The organism is Dorea sp. YH-dor226 (assembly GCF_039832105.1).
Lineage (GTDB): Bacteria > Bacillota > Clostridia > Lachnospirales > Lachnospiraceae > Dorea_A.
In genome coordinates this window covers 152077-164877 of sequence record NZ_JBDOHS010000005.1, presented here as the reverse complement: position 1 = coordinate 164877, position 12801 = coordinate 152077, and the positions used below count along the sequence as shown (strand labels likewise).

At 46.7% G+C, this 12801-nt stretch carries 12 protein-coding genes; 10 read left to right on the top strand and 2 right to left on the bottom strand.

Translation table 11 applies throughout. The features are described 5' to 3' along the window. Positions 1-78 precede the first annotated feature (78 nt). The 5 genes from ABE547_RS06470 to ABE547_RS06450 all read left to right on the top strand — a co-directional run bounded on the left by ABE547_RS06470 (position 79) and on the right by ABE547_RS06450 (position 5001). On the top strand, positions 79-837 hold the full coding sequence (locus ABE547_RS06470) for a methyltransferase domain-containing protein (protein WP_347378028.1): 759 nt from the start codon (positions 79-81) through the stop codon (positions 835-837). Between the two features lie 89 nt (positions 838-926). After that, positions 927-1802 (top strand): Hsp33 family molecular chaperone HslO, encoded by an 876-nt coding sequence (hslO, locus tag ABE547_RS06465; protein WP_347377995.1) that lies wholly within the window; start codon positions 927-929, stop codon positions 1800-1802. Positions 1803-1878: 76 nt separating this feature from the next. Continuing rightward, on the top strand, positions 1879-3804 hold the full coding sequence (locus tag ABE547_RS06460; RefSeq protein WP_347377994.1) for an NAD(+) synthase: 1926 nt from the start codon (positions 1879-1881) through the stop codon (positions 3802-3804). A gap of 17 nt (positions 3805-3821) precedes the next feature. Next, a complete protein-coding gene (locus ABE547_RS06455) occupies positions 3822-4241 on the top strand; it encodes a C-GCAxxG-C-C family protein (protein WP_347377993.1) in 420 nt (139 codons plus the stop codon). Positions 4242-4320: 79 nt separating this feature from the next. Continuing rightward, positions 4321-5001, top strand: coding sequence for a TIGR00266 family protein (locus tag ABE547_RS06450; protein ID WP_347377992.1), 681 nt, complete (start codon positions 4321-4323; stop codon positions 4999-5001). A 78-nt stretch (positions 5002-5079) separates the two neighbouring features. On the opposite strand, the gene ABE547_RS06445 is transcribed toward ABE547_RS06450, so the two are convergent. Beyond that, positions 5080-5772 (bottom strand): S1 RNA-binding domain-containing protein, encoded by a 693-nt coding sequence (locus tag ABE547_RS06445; RefSeq protein ID WP_347377991.1) that lies wholly within the window; start codon positions 5770-5772, stop codon positions 5080-5082. Between the two features lie 251 nt (positions 5773-6023). On the opposite strand from ABE547_RS06445, the gene ABE547_RS06440 reads away from it, so the two are divergent. Continuing rightward, the gene (locus ABE547_RS06440) at positions 6024-7670 is read left to right on the top strand and encodes a putative manganese-dependent inorganic diphosphatase (protein WP_347377990.1); all 1647 of its coding nucleotides are present in this window, start codon (positions 6024-6026) and stop codon (positions 7668-7670) included. 32 nt (positions 7671-7702) lie between these two features. Beyond that, positions 7703-8293, top strand: a complete 591-nt coding sequence (locus ABE547_RS06435) for a flavin reductase family protein (RefSeq protein WP_347377989.1) — start codon at positions 7703-7705, stop codon at positions 8291-8293. A gap of 13 nt (positions 8294-8306) precedes the next feature. Here the strand turns inward: ABE547_RS06435 and ABE547_RS06430 are convergent, their stop codons facing one another. Beyond that, positions 8307-9668 (bottom strand): MATE family efflux transporter, encoded by a 1362-nt coding sequence (locus ABE547_RS06430; protein WP_347377988.1) that lies wholly within the window; start codon positions 9666-9668, stop codon positions 8307-8309. Between the two features lie 289 nt (positions 9669-9957). On the opposite strand from ABE547_RS06430, the gene ABE547_RS06425 reads away from it, so the two are divergent. From ABE547_RS06425 to ABE547_RS06415, 3 genes are read left to right on the top strand one after another with little or no spacing between them, the layout of a single operon-like run. Then, on the top strand, positions 9958-10596 hold the full coding sequence (locus ABE547_RS06425) for a polysaccharide deacetylase family protein (protein ID WP_347378027.1): 639 nt from the start codon (positions 9958-9960) through the stop codon (positions 10594-10596). Positions 10597-10630: 34 nt separating this feature from the next. After that, the gene (locus tag ABE547_RS06420; RefSeq protein WP_347377987.1) at positions 10631-11347 is read left to right on the top strand and encodes a tRNA threonylcarbamoyladenosine dehydratase; all 717 of its coding nucleotides are present in this window, start codon (positions 10631-10633) and stop codon (positions 11345-11347) included. Positions 11348-11366: 19 nt separating this feature from the next. Beyond that, positions 11367-12686 (top strand): replication-associated recombination protein A, encoded by a 1320-nt coding sequence (locus ABE547_RS06415; RefSeq protein WP_347377986.1) that lies wholly within the window; start codon positions 11367-11369, stop codon positions 12684-12686. The last annotated feature ends 115 nt before the right edge of the window (positions 12687-12801 follow it).

Genomic DNA, 12801 nt, shown 5'->3' with positions numbered 1-12801 from the left:
GTGCAGGAGACTATGCGAAACTATCTACTAGATGTGAACGACAGACACTATGGTGTCAGGATGAAAGGAAGGATCGGCATGGAGGCCTATACAAGTTTTGCCGAGGTGTATGATACATTCATGGATAATGTGCCTTATGAAGAATGGGCGGATTACCTGATCGAGAAGCTGAAAGAATATGGGATTGAAGAGGGCCTGGTGCTGGAGCTTGGCTGTGGCACAGGAAATATGACGGAGCTTCTTGCAGGAGCAGGATATGACATGATCGGAGTGGACAATTCTGAGGATATGCTGGAGCTCGCGCTGGAAAAACGGATGGAAAGCGGACATGATATCTTGTATCTTCAGCAGAATATGCAGGAATTTGAATTATATGGTACGGTAAGAGCTGTGGTAAGCGTCTGTGATTCCGTCAATTATGTGACAGAAGAAGACGAACTTACAGAAGTGTTCCGGCTGGTCAATAATTATCTGGATCCGCAGGGAATCTTTTTGTTTGATTTTAATACGGAGTATAAGTACAGAGAGATTCTGGGAGAACAGGTGATCGCAGAGGAACGGGAAGAATGCAGCTTTATCTGGGACAATTACTATGACGGACAGGAAATGATCAACGAGTATGAGCTGACATTGTTTGTACAGAGTGAAGAGGATCCAGAATTATACAGGAAATATCAGGAAACGCATTATCAGAAAGCCTATACGCTGGAGAAGATCAAGACTATGCTGGAAGCAGCAGGACTTCAGTACCTTGCCGCGTATGATGACTATACAAAAAAGGCACCGATGTATAACAGTGAACGCATCTGTGTAATCGCACAGGAGCGCGGAAAGTAAGCAGGAAAGTAAGCAGGAAAGTAAGCAGGACAGGCAGAAAAAACAAAAGCATTGAATGCAGATCATAGAAAGAAAAGAGGAAGATCATAATGAAAGATTATATTGTCAGAGCAACTGCGGCAAATGGACAGGTGAGAGTATTTGCGGCAACAACAAGAGAGGTGGTGGAGACCGCCAGAGAACATCACAATACAAGTCCGGTAGCGACCGCTGCACTGGGGAGGCTTCTGACTGCCGGTGCGATGATGGGAAGTATGATGAAAAATGATACGGACATGCTGACCATTCAGATCCGGGGAGACGGGCCGCTTGGGGGAATCACGGTTACCGCCGACAGCCATGCGAACGTTAAGGGATATGTAAACAATCCGGACGTGGTTCTTCCGCCGAAGAACGGCAAACTGGATGTGGGCGGTGCAGTCGGAATCGGCCTGATTCAGGTGATCAAGGATCTGGGGCTGAAGGAACCTTATTCCGGTCAGACCATTCTTGTGACCAGCGAGATTGCGGAGGATCTGACGTATTATTTTGCCAATTCCGAGCAGGTTCCTTCTTCGGTAGGACTGGGAGTTCTGATGGAGAAGGACAATACAGTCAAATGTGCCGGCGGATTCATTATTCAGATGATGCCGTTTGCAACGGATGAAACGATCAGCCAGATTGAAGAAAATCTGAAAAATGTAACCTCTGTTACCAACCTTCTTGAGCAGGGATATACACCGGAACAGTTGCTGGAGACGCTGCTTGGCAATGTAGGACTTGAGATCACAGATACGATTCCGACACAGTTTTACTGTAATTGTTCCAAGGAAAGAGTAGAGCAGGCGGTTGTAAGTGTAGGGAAAAAAGATATTCAGGAAATGATTGATGAAGGAAAGCCGATAGAAGTAAAGTGCTTCTTCTGTAATACGGCTTATCAGTATACGGTGGAAGAGTTGAAACAGATCATTAAGCGCAGCAAATGATATTAGAGTAAATAAATAGGATATAAATATAAGCTGATAATACTAGAAGAATGCCAGAGCGCAGGGAGGAAGAAGGATGAACCAGGGATTTGTAAAAGTTGCGGCAGTGACTCCGGATATCCGGGTGGCAGATGTTGCATATAATACGGAAAATATCTGTCGTATGATAGATGAGACCATCAAAGAGGGGGCTAAGATCGTTGTATTTCCGGAACTTTGTGTGACCGGATATACATGCAGTGACCTGTTTACACAGGATATTCTGCTGCAGGATGCAAGAAAAGCGTTATTTCAGATCGCGGAGCATACGACAGGAAAGGATGCGCTGATCTTTGTGGGGCTTCCGCTGGCGGTAGACGGAGAACTCTACAATGTGGCAGCGGCGCTGAATCAGGGAAGGATTCTTGGACTTACGACAAAGAGCTTTCTTCCGAATTACGGAGAATTTTATGAGATGCGCCAGTTCCGCCGTGGCCCAAAGAAGGCGCGGATGATCTGCCTGAACGGACGGGAGATCCCGTTTGGACCACAGCTTTTGTTTGTGGCTGAAGGGATGGAAGAACTGATCGTATCCGCAGAGATCTGCGAAGATGTGTGGTCTCCGATCCCGCCGAGTATTCAGGCGGCGAGAGAAGGCGCGACTGTGATCGTCAATTGTTCTGCGAGTGATGAAACGATTGGAAAAGCTTCTTACAGAAGAAGTCTGATTGAGGGACAGTCGGCAAGACTGATCTGTGGATATATCTATGCCAATGCGGGAGAAGGGGAGTCTACAACGGACCTGGTGTTCGGCGGTCATAATATCATTGCAGAGAACGGAACGACCCTTGCAAAGAGCAAACGTTTTGAAAACAGCGCGATCTATACGGAGATCGATGTCCGGAGACTGCTCAGTGAGAGAAGAAAAAATACGACATTCCAGGCAGCAGAGGAAAAAACACTGATGCGTATTCCATTTGAGATCAGGAAAGAGGAGACAAAGCTTACCAGACCGTTCCCATCCAGACCGTTCGTCCCAAGTGTCATGAGTGAAAGAGCCAAACGATGTGAAGAGATTCTGACGATCCAGGCGATGGGACTGAAAAAACGTCTGGCTCATGCGCATGCAAAGAGCGCAGTGGTCGGCATCTCGGGAGGACTGGACTCCACGCTTGCTCTTCTGGTGAGTGCGAAAGCATTTGATGCCCTGGGAATGGACCGGAAGGGAATCGTGGCTGTGACGATGCCATGCTTTGGAACGACGGACAGAACATATCAGAATGCATGCAAGATGTCACAGAAGCTTGGAGCAACGCTTCGTGAGATTCCGGTCGGAGCAGCAGTAGAGCAGCATTTTAAGGATATCGGACATAATCCGGAGGATCACAGCGTCACATATGAGAATTCACAGGCGCGTGAGAGGACACAGGTACTGATGGATGTAGCCAATCAGGCAGGCGGTATCGTGATTGGAACCGGTGATATGTCAGAACTTGCGCTTGGTTGGGCGACCTATAATGGAGATCATATGTCTATGTATGGAGTCAATGCTTCTGTTCCGAAGACGCTTGTCAGACATCTGGTGCATTATTATGCAGATACCTGCGAAGATGAAGAATTGAAAAATGTACTCTATGATGTTCTGGATACTCCGGTAAGTCCGGAGCTTCTTCCACCGAAGGACGGTGAGATCGCACAGAAGACCGAAGACCTGGTGGGACCGTATGAGCTTCATGACTTTTATTTATATTATCTGCTGCGTTTCGGATATGAACCGAGCAAGATCTACCGGATCGCAAGATATGCATTTGCCGGAGAGTATGATGATGCGACTATCTATAAATGGCTGTATACATTCTGCCGCAGATTCTTTATGCAGCAGTTCAAACGTTCCTGTCTGCCGGATGGACCGAAGGTCGGTACGGTTGCGTTATCTCCAAGAGGAGACTGGAGAATGCCGAGTGATGCCTGCGCGACAGGATGGCTTCGGGATCTGGAGCAGGTGAAACCAGCGGAAATGTAGAAAGAAGGGCTGAGAGTATGAAAGCAAAGAAAGATATTGCAGTTGCAAAGTTTAAACAGGGATATAACTGCTGTCAGGCAGTCATCTGCGCTTATTGCGAAGAGTTCGGAGTGAAAGAAGAAGATGCCTTCCGGCTGGCGGAAGGATTCGGATCCGGCATGGGAGGGCTGAAGGATACCTGCGGCGCAGTAACCGGTATGTTTCTTACGATCGGGCTTGTTAACAGTGCAGGTGATATGGAGAATCCGATGAAGACAAAGGCAGATACATATCGAAAATTCCGTGAATCGGCAGCAAAATTCACAGAAGAGAACGGATCTGTCTATTGCCGGGATCTGAAGAATATGGATGGACCACAGCCGCTGGTATGCTGCATCAAATGCGTAGAGGATGCGGCGGCGATGATAGATGAGATGTTTGCGGACAGAGAAGCATAGTATCTGTAAACATAATCTGTAAATATAATATCTTAGAAAGAATATTGGAATCATAAACATTCAAAAAGGAGGAAAGAAAATGCGGTATCAGATTTTAGGGGAAACTCTGCCGGTTGTGGTATGTCAGCTGGAGGCAGGAGAGAAGATGGTCACAGAGCGCGGCTCTATGGCATGGATGTCACCGAATATGAAGATGGAGACATCGACCAACGGAGGACTCGGGAAGGCATTTGGCAGAATGTTCTCCGGAGAAGCGATGTTTCAGAACATCTATACGGCACAGGGAGGGCTTGGACAGATCGCATTTGCGTCCAGTTTTCCGGGGATGATCCGTCCGTTTGAGATCGGACCGGGACAGGAATATATCTTCCAGAAAAAAGCATTTCTTGCAGCCGAAGCAGGCGTGGAACTGTCGGTTCATTTCCAGAAAAAAGTGGCATCCGGATTGTTCGGAGGAGAGGGATTCATTCTGCAGAGAGTATCCGGACACGGGATTGCATTTGCAGAGTTCGACGGACATGTCGTAGAATACGAACTGCAGCCGGGACAGCAGATCATCATTGATTCCGGATACCTTGCAGCTATGACGGCAAGTTGCAGCATGGATATCCAGACGGTACCCGGTCTTAAGAATATGGTATTCGGCGGAGAAGGTCTGTTTAATACGGTCGTTACCGGACCGGGACATATCTGGCTTCAGACAATGCCGATCAGCAGTGTGGCAGGTGCGTTAAGACCGTATATGCCGACTGGTAATTAATCATATTGAAAAAACGATAAAAATCGGGTGTCCGAAAAGCCATGAGATGACTTGCAGGACACCCGATCTGCATCTGCTTTATAATTTCAGATTCTTAAAAAGATCTCCAAGGCTGGTTCCGATATTTTCTGCCTTTGGAATGACAACTTTCTCTTCCGGCTCTTCCGGAATCTCTTCCAGAGCCTTCATGCTCAGGCTGATCTTGCCGTCCTTGATTCCGATGATCTTAACCTGAACTTCATCTCCGGTATTCAGTACATCCTTTGGAGATTTTACACGTTTCTGGCTGATCTGAGATACGTGTACCAGACCGGACAGTCCATTCTCCAGACGAACGAAAGCACCGTAATCCTGAAGACTTTCTACTTTACCGCTTACAACACTTCCAACCTTTACATTGGCAAGCTTTTCTTCCATTGCCTTTTTCTCCTGTTCTTTCAGGATCTCACGTGCAGAAAGGATCAGGCGGTTTTCTGCTTCATCCACATCAATGACTCTGACTTCAATATCCTTTAACAGGTAGGATTCCAGGTCTTCAATGTAAGATAAAGAAAGCTTGGATGCAGGAATGAATCCACGCAATCCTTCCACCATGGCGATTGCACCGCCGTTGACAATTCCTTCGATCTTAACCGGCAGGTTGGTTCCCTTCTCCATATAGGATTCTACCAGTCTCCATGGATTAGCATCATCGAAGTGTTCTTCCAGGTCTGCCATTGTCTCAACAGCCTCTTCCAGTTTGGTTTCTTCTTGTAATAATTCTTCGCTCATTGTATGATTCCCTTTCTCGGTATTAAGAGCTATATGCCTGAAAGCACACGCTCTTGCATGCTAATTTCAGTATAGCATAAAATGTCAGTGATATCCAAAGAAATTATGCAGATCAGAAAAAATATATATTTCGGAAAATAAATATGGTTGACGAAATCAAAAAAAAATGGCAAGCTTATTTTAGTATTGGTAAAAACAATACACATAAAAGTAAAGAGTGTAATAAGAACATAATAAGTGGAGTAATTGATATGGGAAGAAAAGCAGAAAAAGTATATGTAGTCGGACATAAGAATCCAGATACAGATTCGATCTGTTCCGCGATTGCATATGCGCATTTAAAAAAAGAAGTTACCGGCAATGATTATGTGGCAAAGAGAGCCGGTCAGATAAATGAAGAGACGCATTATGTACTGCACAGGTTTGGAGTGAAGGCGCCGGGTCTGCTTACAAATGTAAAGCTGCAGGTAAAGGATATGGATATCCATAAGATCGACGGGGTGGAACCGAATGTGTCCATCCGTGATACCTGGATTAAAATGAAGGAAAATAATATCAAGACAATTCCGATTCTGAAGGATGATGAGCTGGAAGGAGTGATCTCCACCGGTGATATCGCGACCTCCTATATGGAAGTGTACGATAACTATACATTGTCTGCGGCAAAGACACAGTATCGCAACATCATCAAGACACTGGACGGGACTCTGATCACCGGCAATGAACATGGATATTTTACCAAAGGAAAAGTAGCGATCGGGGCATCTAATCCGGATCTGATGGCAGAATTCATCGCAAAAGATGATCTGGTGATCCTGGGAAACCGATATGAATCACAGATCTGTGCACTGGATATGGATGTCAGCTGTATGGTTATCTGCCAGGGAGCTTCTGTGTCAGAGGAAGTGATCCGAAGAGCAGAGGATCAGAGCATTGTTATCATCAGCACGCCACATGATACATTTACGGTGGCACGTCTGATCAATCAGAGTGTTCCGGTCAAGCGGTTTATGACGAAAGCACCGCTAACGGCGTTTGATATGAGTGACTACGTCGAAGACATCAAAGAAGTTATGGCGAAGAAAAAATACCGTGATTTCCCGATCCTGGACAGGCATGGAAGGTTCAAGGGATTTATATCAAGAAGACGTTTTCTGAGCGTAAGTAAGAAGAAAGTGATCCTGGTGGATCATAATGAGAAGAGCCAGGCAGTAGACGGAATTGAAGAGGCAGAGATCGTGGAGATCATCGATCATCACAGACTGGGCAACATCGAGACTATAGGGCCGGTATTCTTCCGTAATCAGCCGGTGGGATGTACGGCTACGATCGTATATCAGATGTATCAGGAATATGGGGTAGAGATCACGCCGACTATCGCAGGCCTTCTGTGTTCTGCGATCATCTCGGATACCCTGCTGTTCCGTTCCCCGACGTGTACATCGGTGGACGAAGCAGCTGCCAATCAGCTTGCGGCCATCGCTGAGATCAATCTGGAGGAGATGGCACAGGCAATGTTCAAGGCTGGCAGCAGTCTCTCCGGAAAAACTGCAGAAGAGATCTGTTTCCAGGATTTCAAGCAGTTTAACGTGAATGATATAAAGTTCGGTGTCGGACAGATCAATTCCATGAGCAGGGAAGAACTTCAGGAAGTCAAAGAGGTTCTGGAGCCTTATCTTCCGGAAGTACTGAAAGAACAGCAGCTTCAGATGGTATACTTCATGCTGACGGATATTCTAGGAGAATCAACAGAGCTTCTCTGTTGTGGAAGTAATGCAAAGACATACATTGCAGACGCATTTGACTTAAAAGAGGATGCCGATCCGATGATTTTAAAGGGCGTGGTGTCCAGAAAGAAACAGCTGATTCCGACACTGGTCAGTGAGATTCAGCAGTAATAATAATAGAAGATATAAGGATGGAAAATGTTATGGCGAAGCAATTGTGGAAGCCTGGAAATATGTTGTATCCGCTGCCGGCGGTCATGGTCAGTACGGCGGATAAGAACGGTGCTGACAATATTATTACGGTAGCATGGACCGGAACCGTATGTACGAATCCGGCTATGCTATATATCTCTGTGCGTCCGGAACGGTATTCCTACCATATGTTAAGGGAAAGCGGAGAATTCGTTGTAAACCTGACGACGGAGAAGCTTCGGCGTGCGACCGACTGGTGCGGTGTGCGGTCTGGGCGGGATGTGGACAAATGGAAAGAGATGAAGCTGACCCGCGGAAAGGCCAATACGCTTCAATACGCTCCGATCATAGAAGAAAGCCCGGTCAATATTGAGTGTAAGGTGACAGAGGTCAAAGAACTGGGCTCCCATCATATGTTCCTGGCAGAAGTACAGGCAGTGCAGGTTGAAGAAGATTACATGGACGAAAATGGGAAGTTCAGCCTGAACGATACCGGACTGCTGGCTTACTCACATGGAGAATATCTGGCGCTCGGGAAGTCCCTGGGGACATTCGGATGGAGTGTGCGTAAGCCGAAGAAAGGAAAAAGGAAGAAATATTAAAAAAAGGTAAGGCCTACAGCGGCTTTACCTTTTTCTGATAGATGCGTCTTAATAATATCGTCGACAGTGTCAGGGATACGATCTCTGCGATCGGGATCGCCCACCATACAGCATGTAATCCGAACACTTTTGCAAATATGTATGCCACCGGCAGGATAACCATCAGTTGTCTTGCGGCAGAGACGATCAGGCTGTAGACTCCGTTGCCGAGGGCCTGGAAGATGGAACCGGCTACGATACAGTATCCTGCGAACAGGAAGCTTAAGCTGATGATCCTGAGTGCAGGCACACCGATCGCAAGCATGGTATCGGATGCATCAAAGAGATTCCGGAGCAGGAATTCCGGGAAGATCTGGAAGATGATCAGTCCGATCAGCATGATGGAGACGGCGATCAGAATACTGATCTTTGCAGTCTGCATGATTCTCTTTTTATTTCTTGCGCCGTAGTTGTAGGCAATGATCGGTATCATGCCGTTATTCAGACCGAATACCGGCATAAAGATGAAGCTCTGGAGCTTGAAGTATACACCGAACACGGCAGCTGCGGTGGAAGAGAACATCAGAAGGATCTTGTTCATTCCAAATGTCATGACAGAGCCGATGGACTGCATGATGATGGAAGGAACACCGACCTCATAGATGGTTTTGATGATTCGGGAATCCGGACGGAATCCTTTTAAGTTGATGTTGATCTCTTTGTTCTTTCTTATATTAAAGAAAAGGGACATGGTAACTGCGATCATCTGGCCGAAGATGGTTGCGATGGCGGCTCCTGCAACCTCTAGTCTTGGAAATCCGTACAGTCCGAAGATCAGAACAGGATCCAGTATGATGTTGATGATGGCGCCGGTTCCCTGTGTGATCATGCTGTAGATGGTCTTTCCGGTGGACTGAAGCAGTCGCTCAAGGGTGACCTGAAGAAAGATTCCGCAGGAAAAAAGGGTGATGATCTGCATATATTGTGTTCCGTATGTAACGATCGCTGTATTGTCTGTCTGCATGGCAAAGAAAAAGTGTGAGCCGACGGTGCCAAGCAGTGCACATATGATGCAGCTGATAATGGCAAGAAAGATGCCGTTTCGTGCAGCTTTGTTGGCGCCTTCAAAGTTCTTTTCTCCCAGATTACGGGACAGCAGCGCATTGATACCGACACCTGTTCCGGCAGCAACCGCAATCATCAGATTTTGAACCGGAAATGCCAGTGATACGGCGGTCAGAGCATCTTCGCTCAATTTTGCAACGAACATGCTGTCTACAATATTATAAAGAGCCTGTACCAGCATGGAGATCATCATGGGCAGTGACATGGAGATCAGAAGCTTTGGAACAGGCATCGTTCCCATTTTGTTTTCTTTGGTGTGTGTTTCGGTCATTATTGATCCCTCCTGAATCATTTATTCTGAACAACACGGGGTATTATATCATTATAGTATATATAATGCAATGCGTTCATACACATTTGAATGGCTTCATAATATATAAGGTAGCGGGAATTTCCGCCGGGAGATCCGGATATCATGGATCAGCAGTATGCAGGAGGGAAAAAAGGAGTTCATGAAGCGCAGAGTCGATGGTGGAATTGGGATATTATGTATGATCTGTATTGCAGGCGGCCTGTTCTGCCTGTTTCAGATATGGGAGATATTACAGAGCCCCGGGTATATGGGAGGGAGCGCAGATGGACATACACAGGAAGAGACAATCGGAGAGGCTGTTCAATATGTAGCTTCCTCCATGGTCCGAGAGGCACCGCAGATTGCAATTACATTTGATGACGGGCCAAGTGCGGAATGTACGGGAAGGCTTCTTGATGGACTGAAGGAAAGGGGAGTCAAAGCAACATTTTTCCTGATTGGGGAAAATGCGGAACGTTATCCGGATCTGGTGAAAAGAGAATATGAAGAAGGGCATCTGATCGGCAACCACACCTATCATCATGTGGAGATCACAAAAGTATCGGATGAAAAGGCAAGAGAGGAGATCGAACTGACAGATCAGGTCATCTGCTCCATTACAGGAGAGCATGTGGAATACATGCGGCCGCCATTTGGACTGTGGCAGAGGGATCTGGAACTGGAGATAGAGGTCATGCCGGTCATGTGGACGATTGATCCGTTGGACTGGACGACTGAGAACGTCGATGAAATTGTAAATAAGGTAGTGACGGAAGCGGAGGAAAATGATATTATCTTAATGCACGATTGTTACGGATCGAGTGTGGATGCGGCACTTCGCATCATAGATATATTACAGAAAAAGGGATATGAATTTGTAACGGTAGATCAATTGATATTAGATTAGCTGACAGTAGATGAAGTAGACGAAAGGTTAAGATATGGCAAATGAATTTTCAAGAACAGAGCTGTTGATCGGAGAGGAAGGTCTTCACAGGCTGAGAAAGAGTACGGTGATGGTACTGGGAGTCGGCGGCGTCGGCTCCCATTGTATTGAGGCGCTTGCGAGAAGCGGCGTAGGACGGTTGATTCTGGTGGATAACGATACGGTGTCGCTTACGAATATTAACCGGCAGTCTATCGCGTATCACAGTACGATCGGGCAGTATAAGACGCAGGTGATGAAAGAAAGAATCCGGGATATCTGTCCGCAGACGGAAGTAGTGACGCATGAGATGTTTGTGCTTCCTGAGAATATGGATGCGCTCTTTGAGGAGCGACCGGATTATATCGTGGATGCAATCGATACGGTGACGGCAAAGCTTGCACTGGTGGAACGGGCCAAAGCAGATGAGATCCCGATCATATCCTGTATGGGGACGGGGAATAAGCTGCATGCAGAGATGTTTGAAATCACAGACATCAGTAAGACTTCTGTATGTCCTCTGTGCAAGGTCATGCGAAAGGAATTGAAGGCAAAGGGAATCTTTCATCTGAAGGTATTATATTCGAAAGAAAAGCCGGTGGATATTTCCGGAAGGGACAGTGGAGAAGAAAAGGGACAAAGGCGTTCAATTCCGGGAAGTGTGTCTTTTGTTCCTCCGGTTGCAGGCCTTTTGATTGCAGGAGAGGTCATCCGGGACATCTGTGAGTGTTAGAAGGGACAGGGGGAAGAAGATGGATTTATTTGATTATATGAGAGAACAGAATATGGAAAAGGAAGCGCCTCTGGCATCCAGACTTCGTCCGACCACGCTGGATGAAGTGGTGGGGCAGCAGCATATTATTGGAAAAGACAAGCTTCTGTATCGCGCGATCAAGGCAGATAAGTTGAGTTCGGTCATTTTTTATGGTCCTCCGGGAACCGGAAAGACAACACTCGCAAAGGTGATCGCGCATACTACCAGCGCAGAATTTACCCAGATCAATGCAACTGTGGCCGGGAAAAAGGATATGGAGGAAGTGGTCAGTAAAGCCAAGGAACTGCAGGGGATGTATCATAAGAAGACGATCCTGTTTGTGGATGAGATTCACAGATTCAATAAAAGTCAGCAGGATTATCTTCTGCCTTTTGTAGAGGACGGGACGATCATTCTGATTGGTGCGACTACGGAGAATCCTTACTTTGAGGTGAACAGTGCGCTGATCTCACGTTCCAGTATCTTTGAACTGCATCCGCTGGATAAAGAGGATATTAAGACGCTTTTACACCGTGCGGTGTATGATGTGGAAAAGGGAATGGGAAGCTATCAGGCAGTGATCGAGGATGATGCGATGGAGTTTCTGGCAGACATCTCGGGTGGGGATGCGAGAAATGCATTGAATGCGGTAGAGCTTGGAATCCTTACGACGCCGAGGAGCGAAGACGGAAAGATTCATCTGACGCTTGAGGTGGCCGGTGAATGCATTCAGAAGCGTGTGGTCCGCTATGATAAGACAGGAGACAATCATTACGATACGATATCCGCATTTATCAAGAGCATGCGGGGCTCTGACCCGGATGCAGCGGTATATTATCTTGCAAAGATGCTGTATGCAGGGGAAGATATCAAGTTTATTGCAAGGAGGATCATGATCTGTGCTTCGGAAGATGTGGGAAATGCAGATCCGATGGCACTTACGGTAGCGGTATCTGCGGCACAGGCGGTTGAACGGATCGGTATGCCGGAAGCACAGATCATTCTGTCACAGGCTGTACTGTACGTAGCGACAGCTCCGAAGAGCAACTCTGCTACAAATGCAATCTTTGACGCGATGGAAAGTGTGAAGCAGAAGAGAACCACGGTTCCGTCACATCTCCAGGATGCACATTATAAAGGATCTAAGAATCTGGGACACGGAGTCGGTTACAGGTATGCGCATGATTATCCGGATCATTATGTGAAGCAGCAGTATCTTCCTGACGAGATACAGGGTGAAACCTTTTATAAGCCGAGTGAGAACGGGCATGAGAAGGAGATCCGGGAGTGGATGGAATACCTGAAGAGACAGTCATAGATTTCAAGTGAGAAAAGACAGAACGGTTCTTGTGTTTTCCTATTATAAAGCGTATAATCGTTACAGAGCAATCAAGGGGAATGCGGAACTGATTAAATGTGAAGCAGGAACAATT

What these genes read in the sequence shown, in the direction of transcription:
- ABE547_RS06470 (WP_347378028.1), top strand. Translation starts at nt 79, where the DNA reads ATGGAGGCCTATACAAGTTTTGCCGAGGTGTATGATACATTCATGGAT.
- hslO (WP_347377995.1), top strand. Translation starts at nt 927, where the DNA reads ATGAAAGATTATATTGTCAGAGCAACTGCGGCAAATGGACAGGTGAGA.
- ABE547_RS06460 (WP_347377994.1), top strand. Translation starts at nt 1,879, where the DNA reads ATGAACCAGGGATTTGTAAAAGTTGCGGCAGTGACTCCGGATATCCGG.
- ABE547_RS06455 (WP_347377993.1), top strand. Translation starts at nt 3,822, where the DNA reads ATGAAAGCAAAGAAAGATATTGCAGTTGCAAAGTTTAAACAGGGATAT.
- ABE547_RS06450 (WP_347377992.1), top strand. Translation starts at nt 4,321, where the DNA reads ATGCGGTATCAGATTTTAGGGGAAACTCTGCCGGTTGTGGTATGTCAG.
- ABE547_RS06445 (WP_347377991.1), bottom strand. Translation starts at nt 5,772, where the DNA reads ATGAGCGAAGAATTATTACAAGAAGAAACCAAACTGGAAGAGGCTGTT.
- ABE547_RS06440 (WP_347377990.1), top strand. Translation starts at nt 6,024, where the DNA reads ATGGGAAGAAAAGCAGAAAAAGTATATGTAGTCGGACATAAGAATCCA.
- ABE547_RS06435 (WP_347377989.1), top strand. Translation starts at nt 7,703, where the DNA reads ATGGCGAAGCAATTGTGGAAGCCTGGAAATATGTTGTATCCGCTGCCG.
- ABE547_RS06430 (WP_347377988.1), bottom strand. Translation starts at nt 9,668, where the DNA reads ATGACCGAAACACACACCAAAGAAAACAAAATGGGAACGATGCCTGTT.
- ABE547_RS06425 (WP_347378027.1), top strand. Translation starts at nt 9,958, where the DNA reads ATGGGAGGGAGCGCAGATGGACATACACAGGAAGAGACAATCGGAGAG.
- ABE547_RS06420 (WP_347377987.1), top strand. Translation starts at nt 10,631, where the DNA reads ATGGCAAATGAATTTTCAAGAACAGAGCTGTTGATCGGAGAGGAAGGT.
- ABE547_RS06415 (WP_347377986.1), top strand. Translation starts at nt 11,367, where the DNA reads ATGGATTTATTTGATTATATGAGAGAACAGAATATGGAAAAGGAAGCG.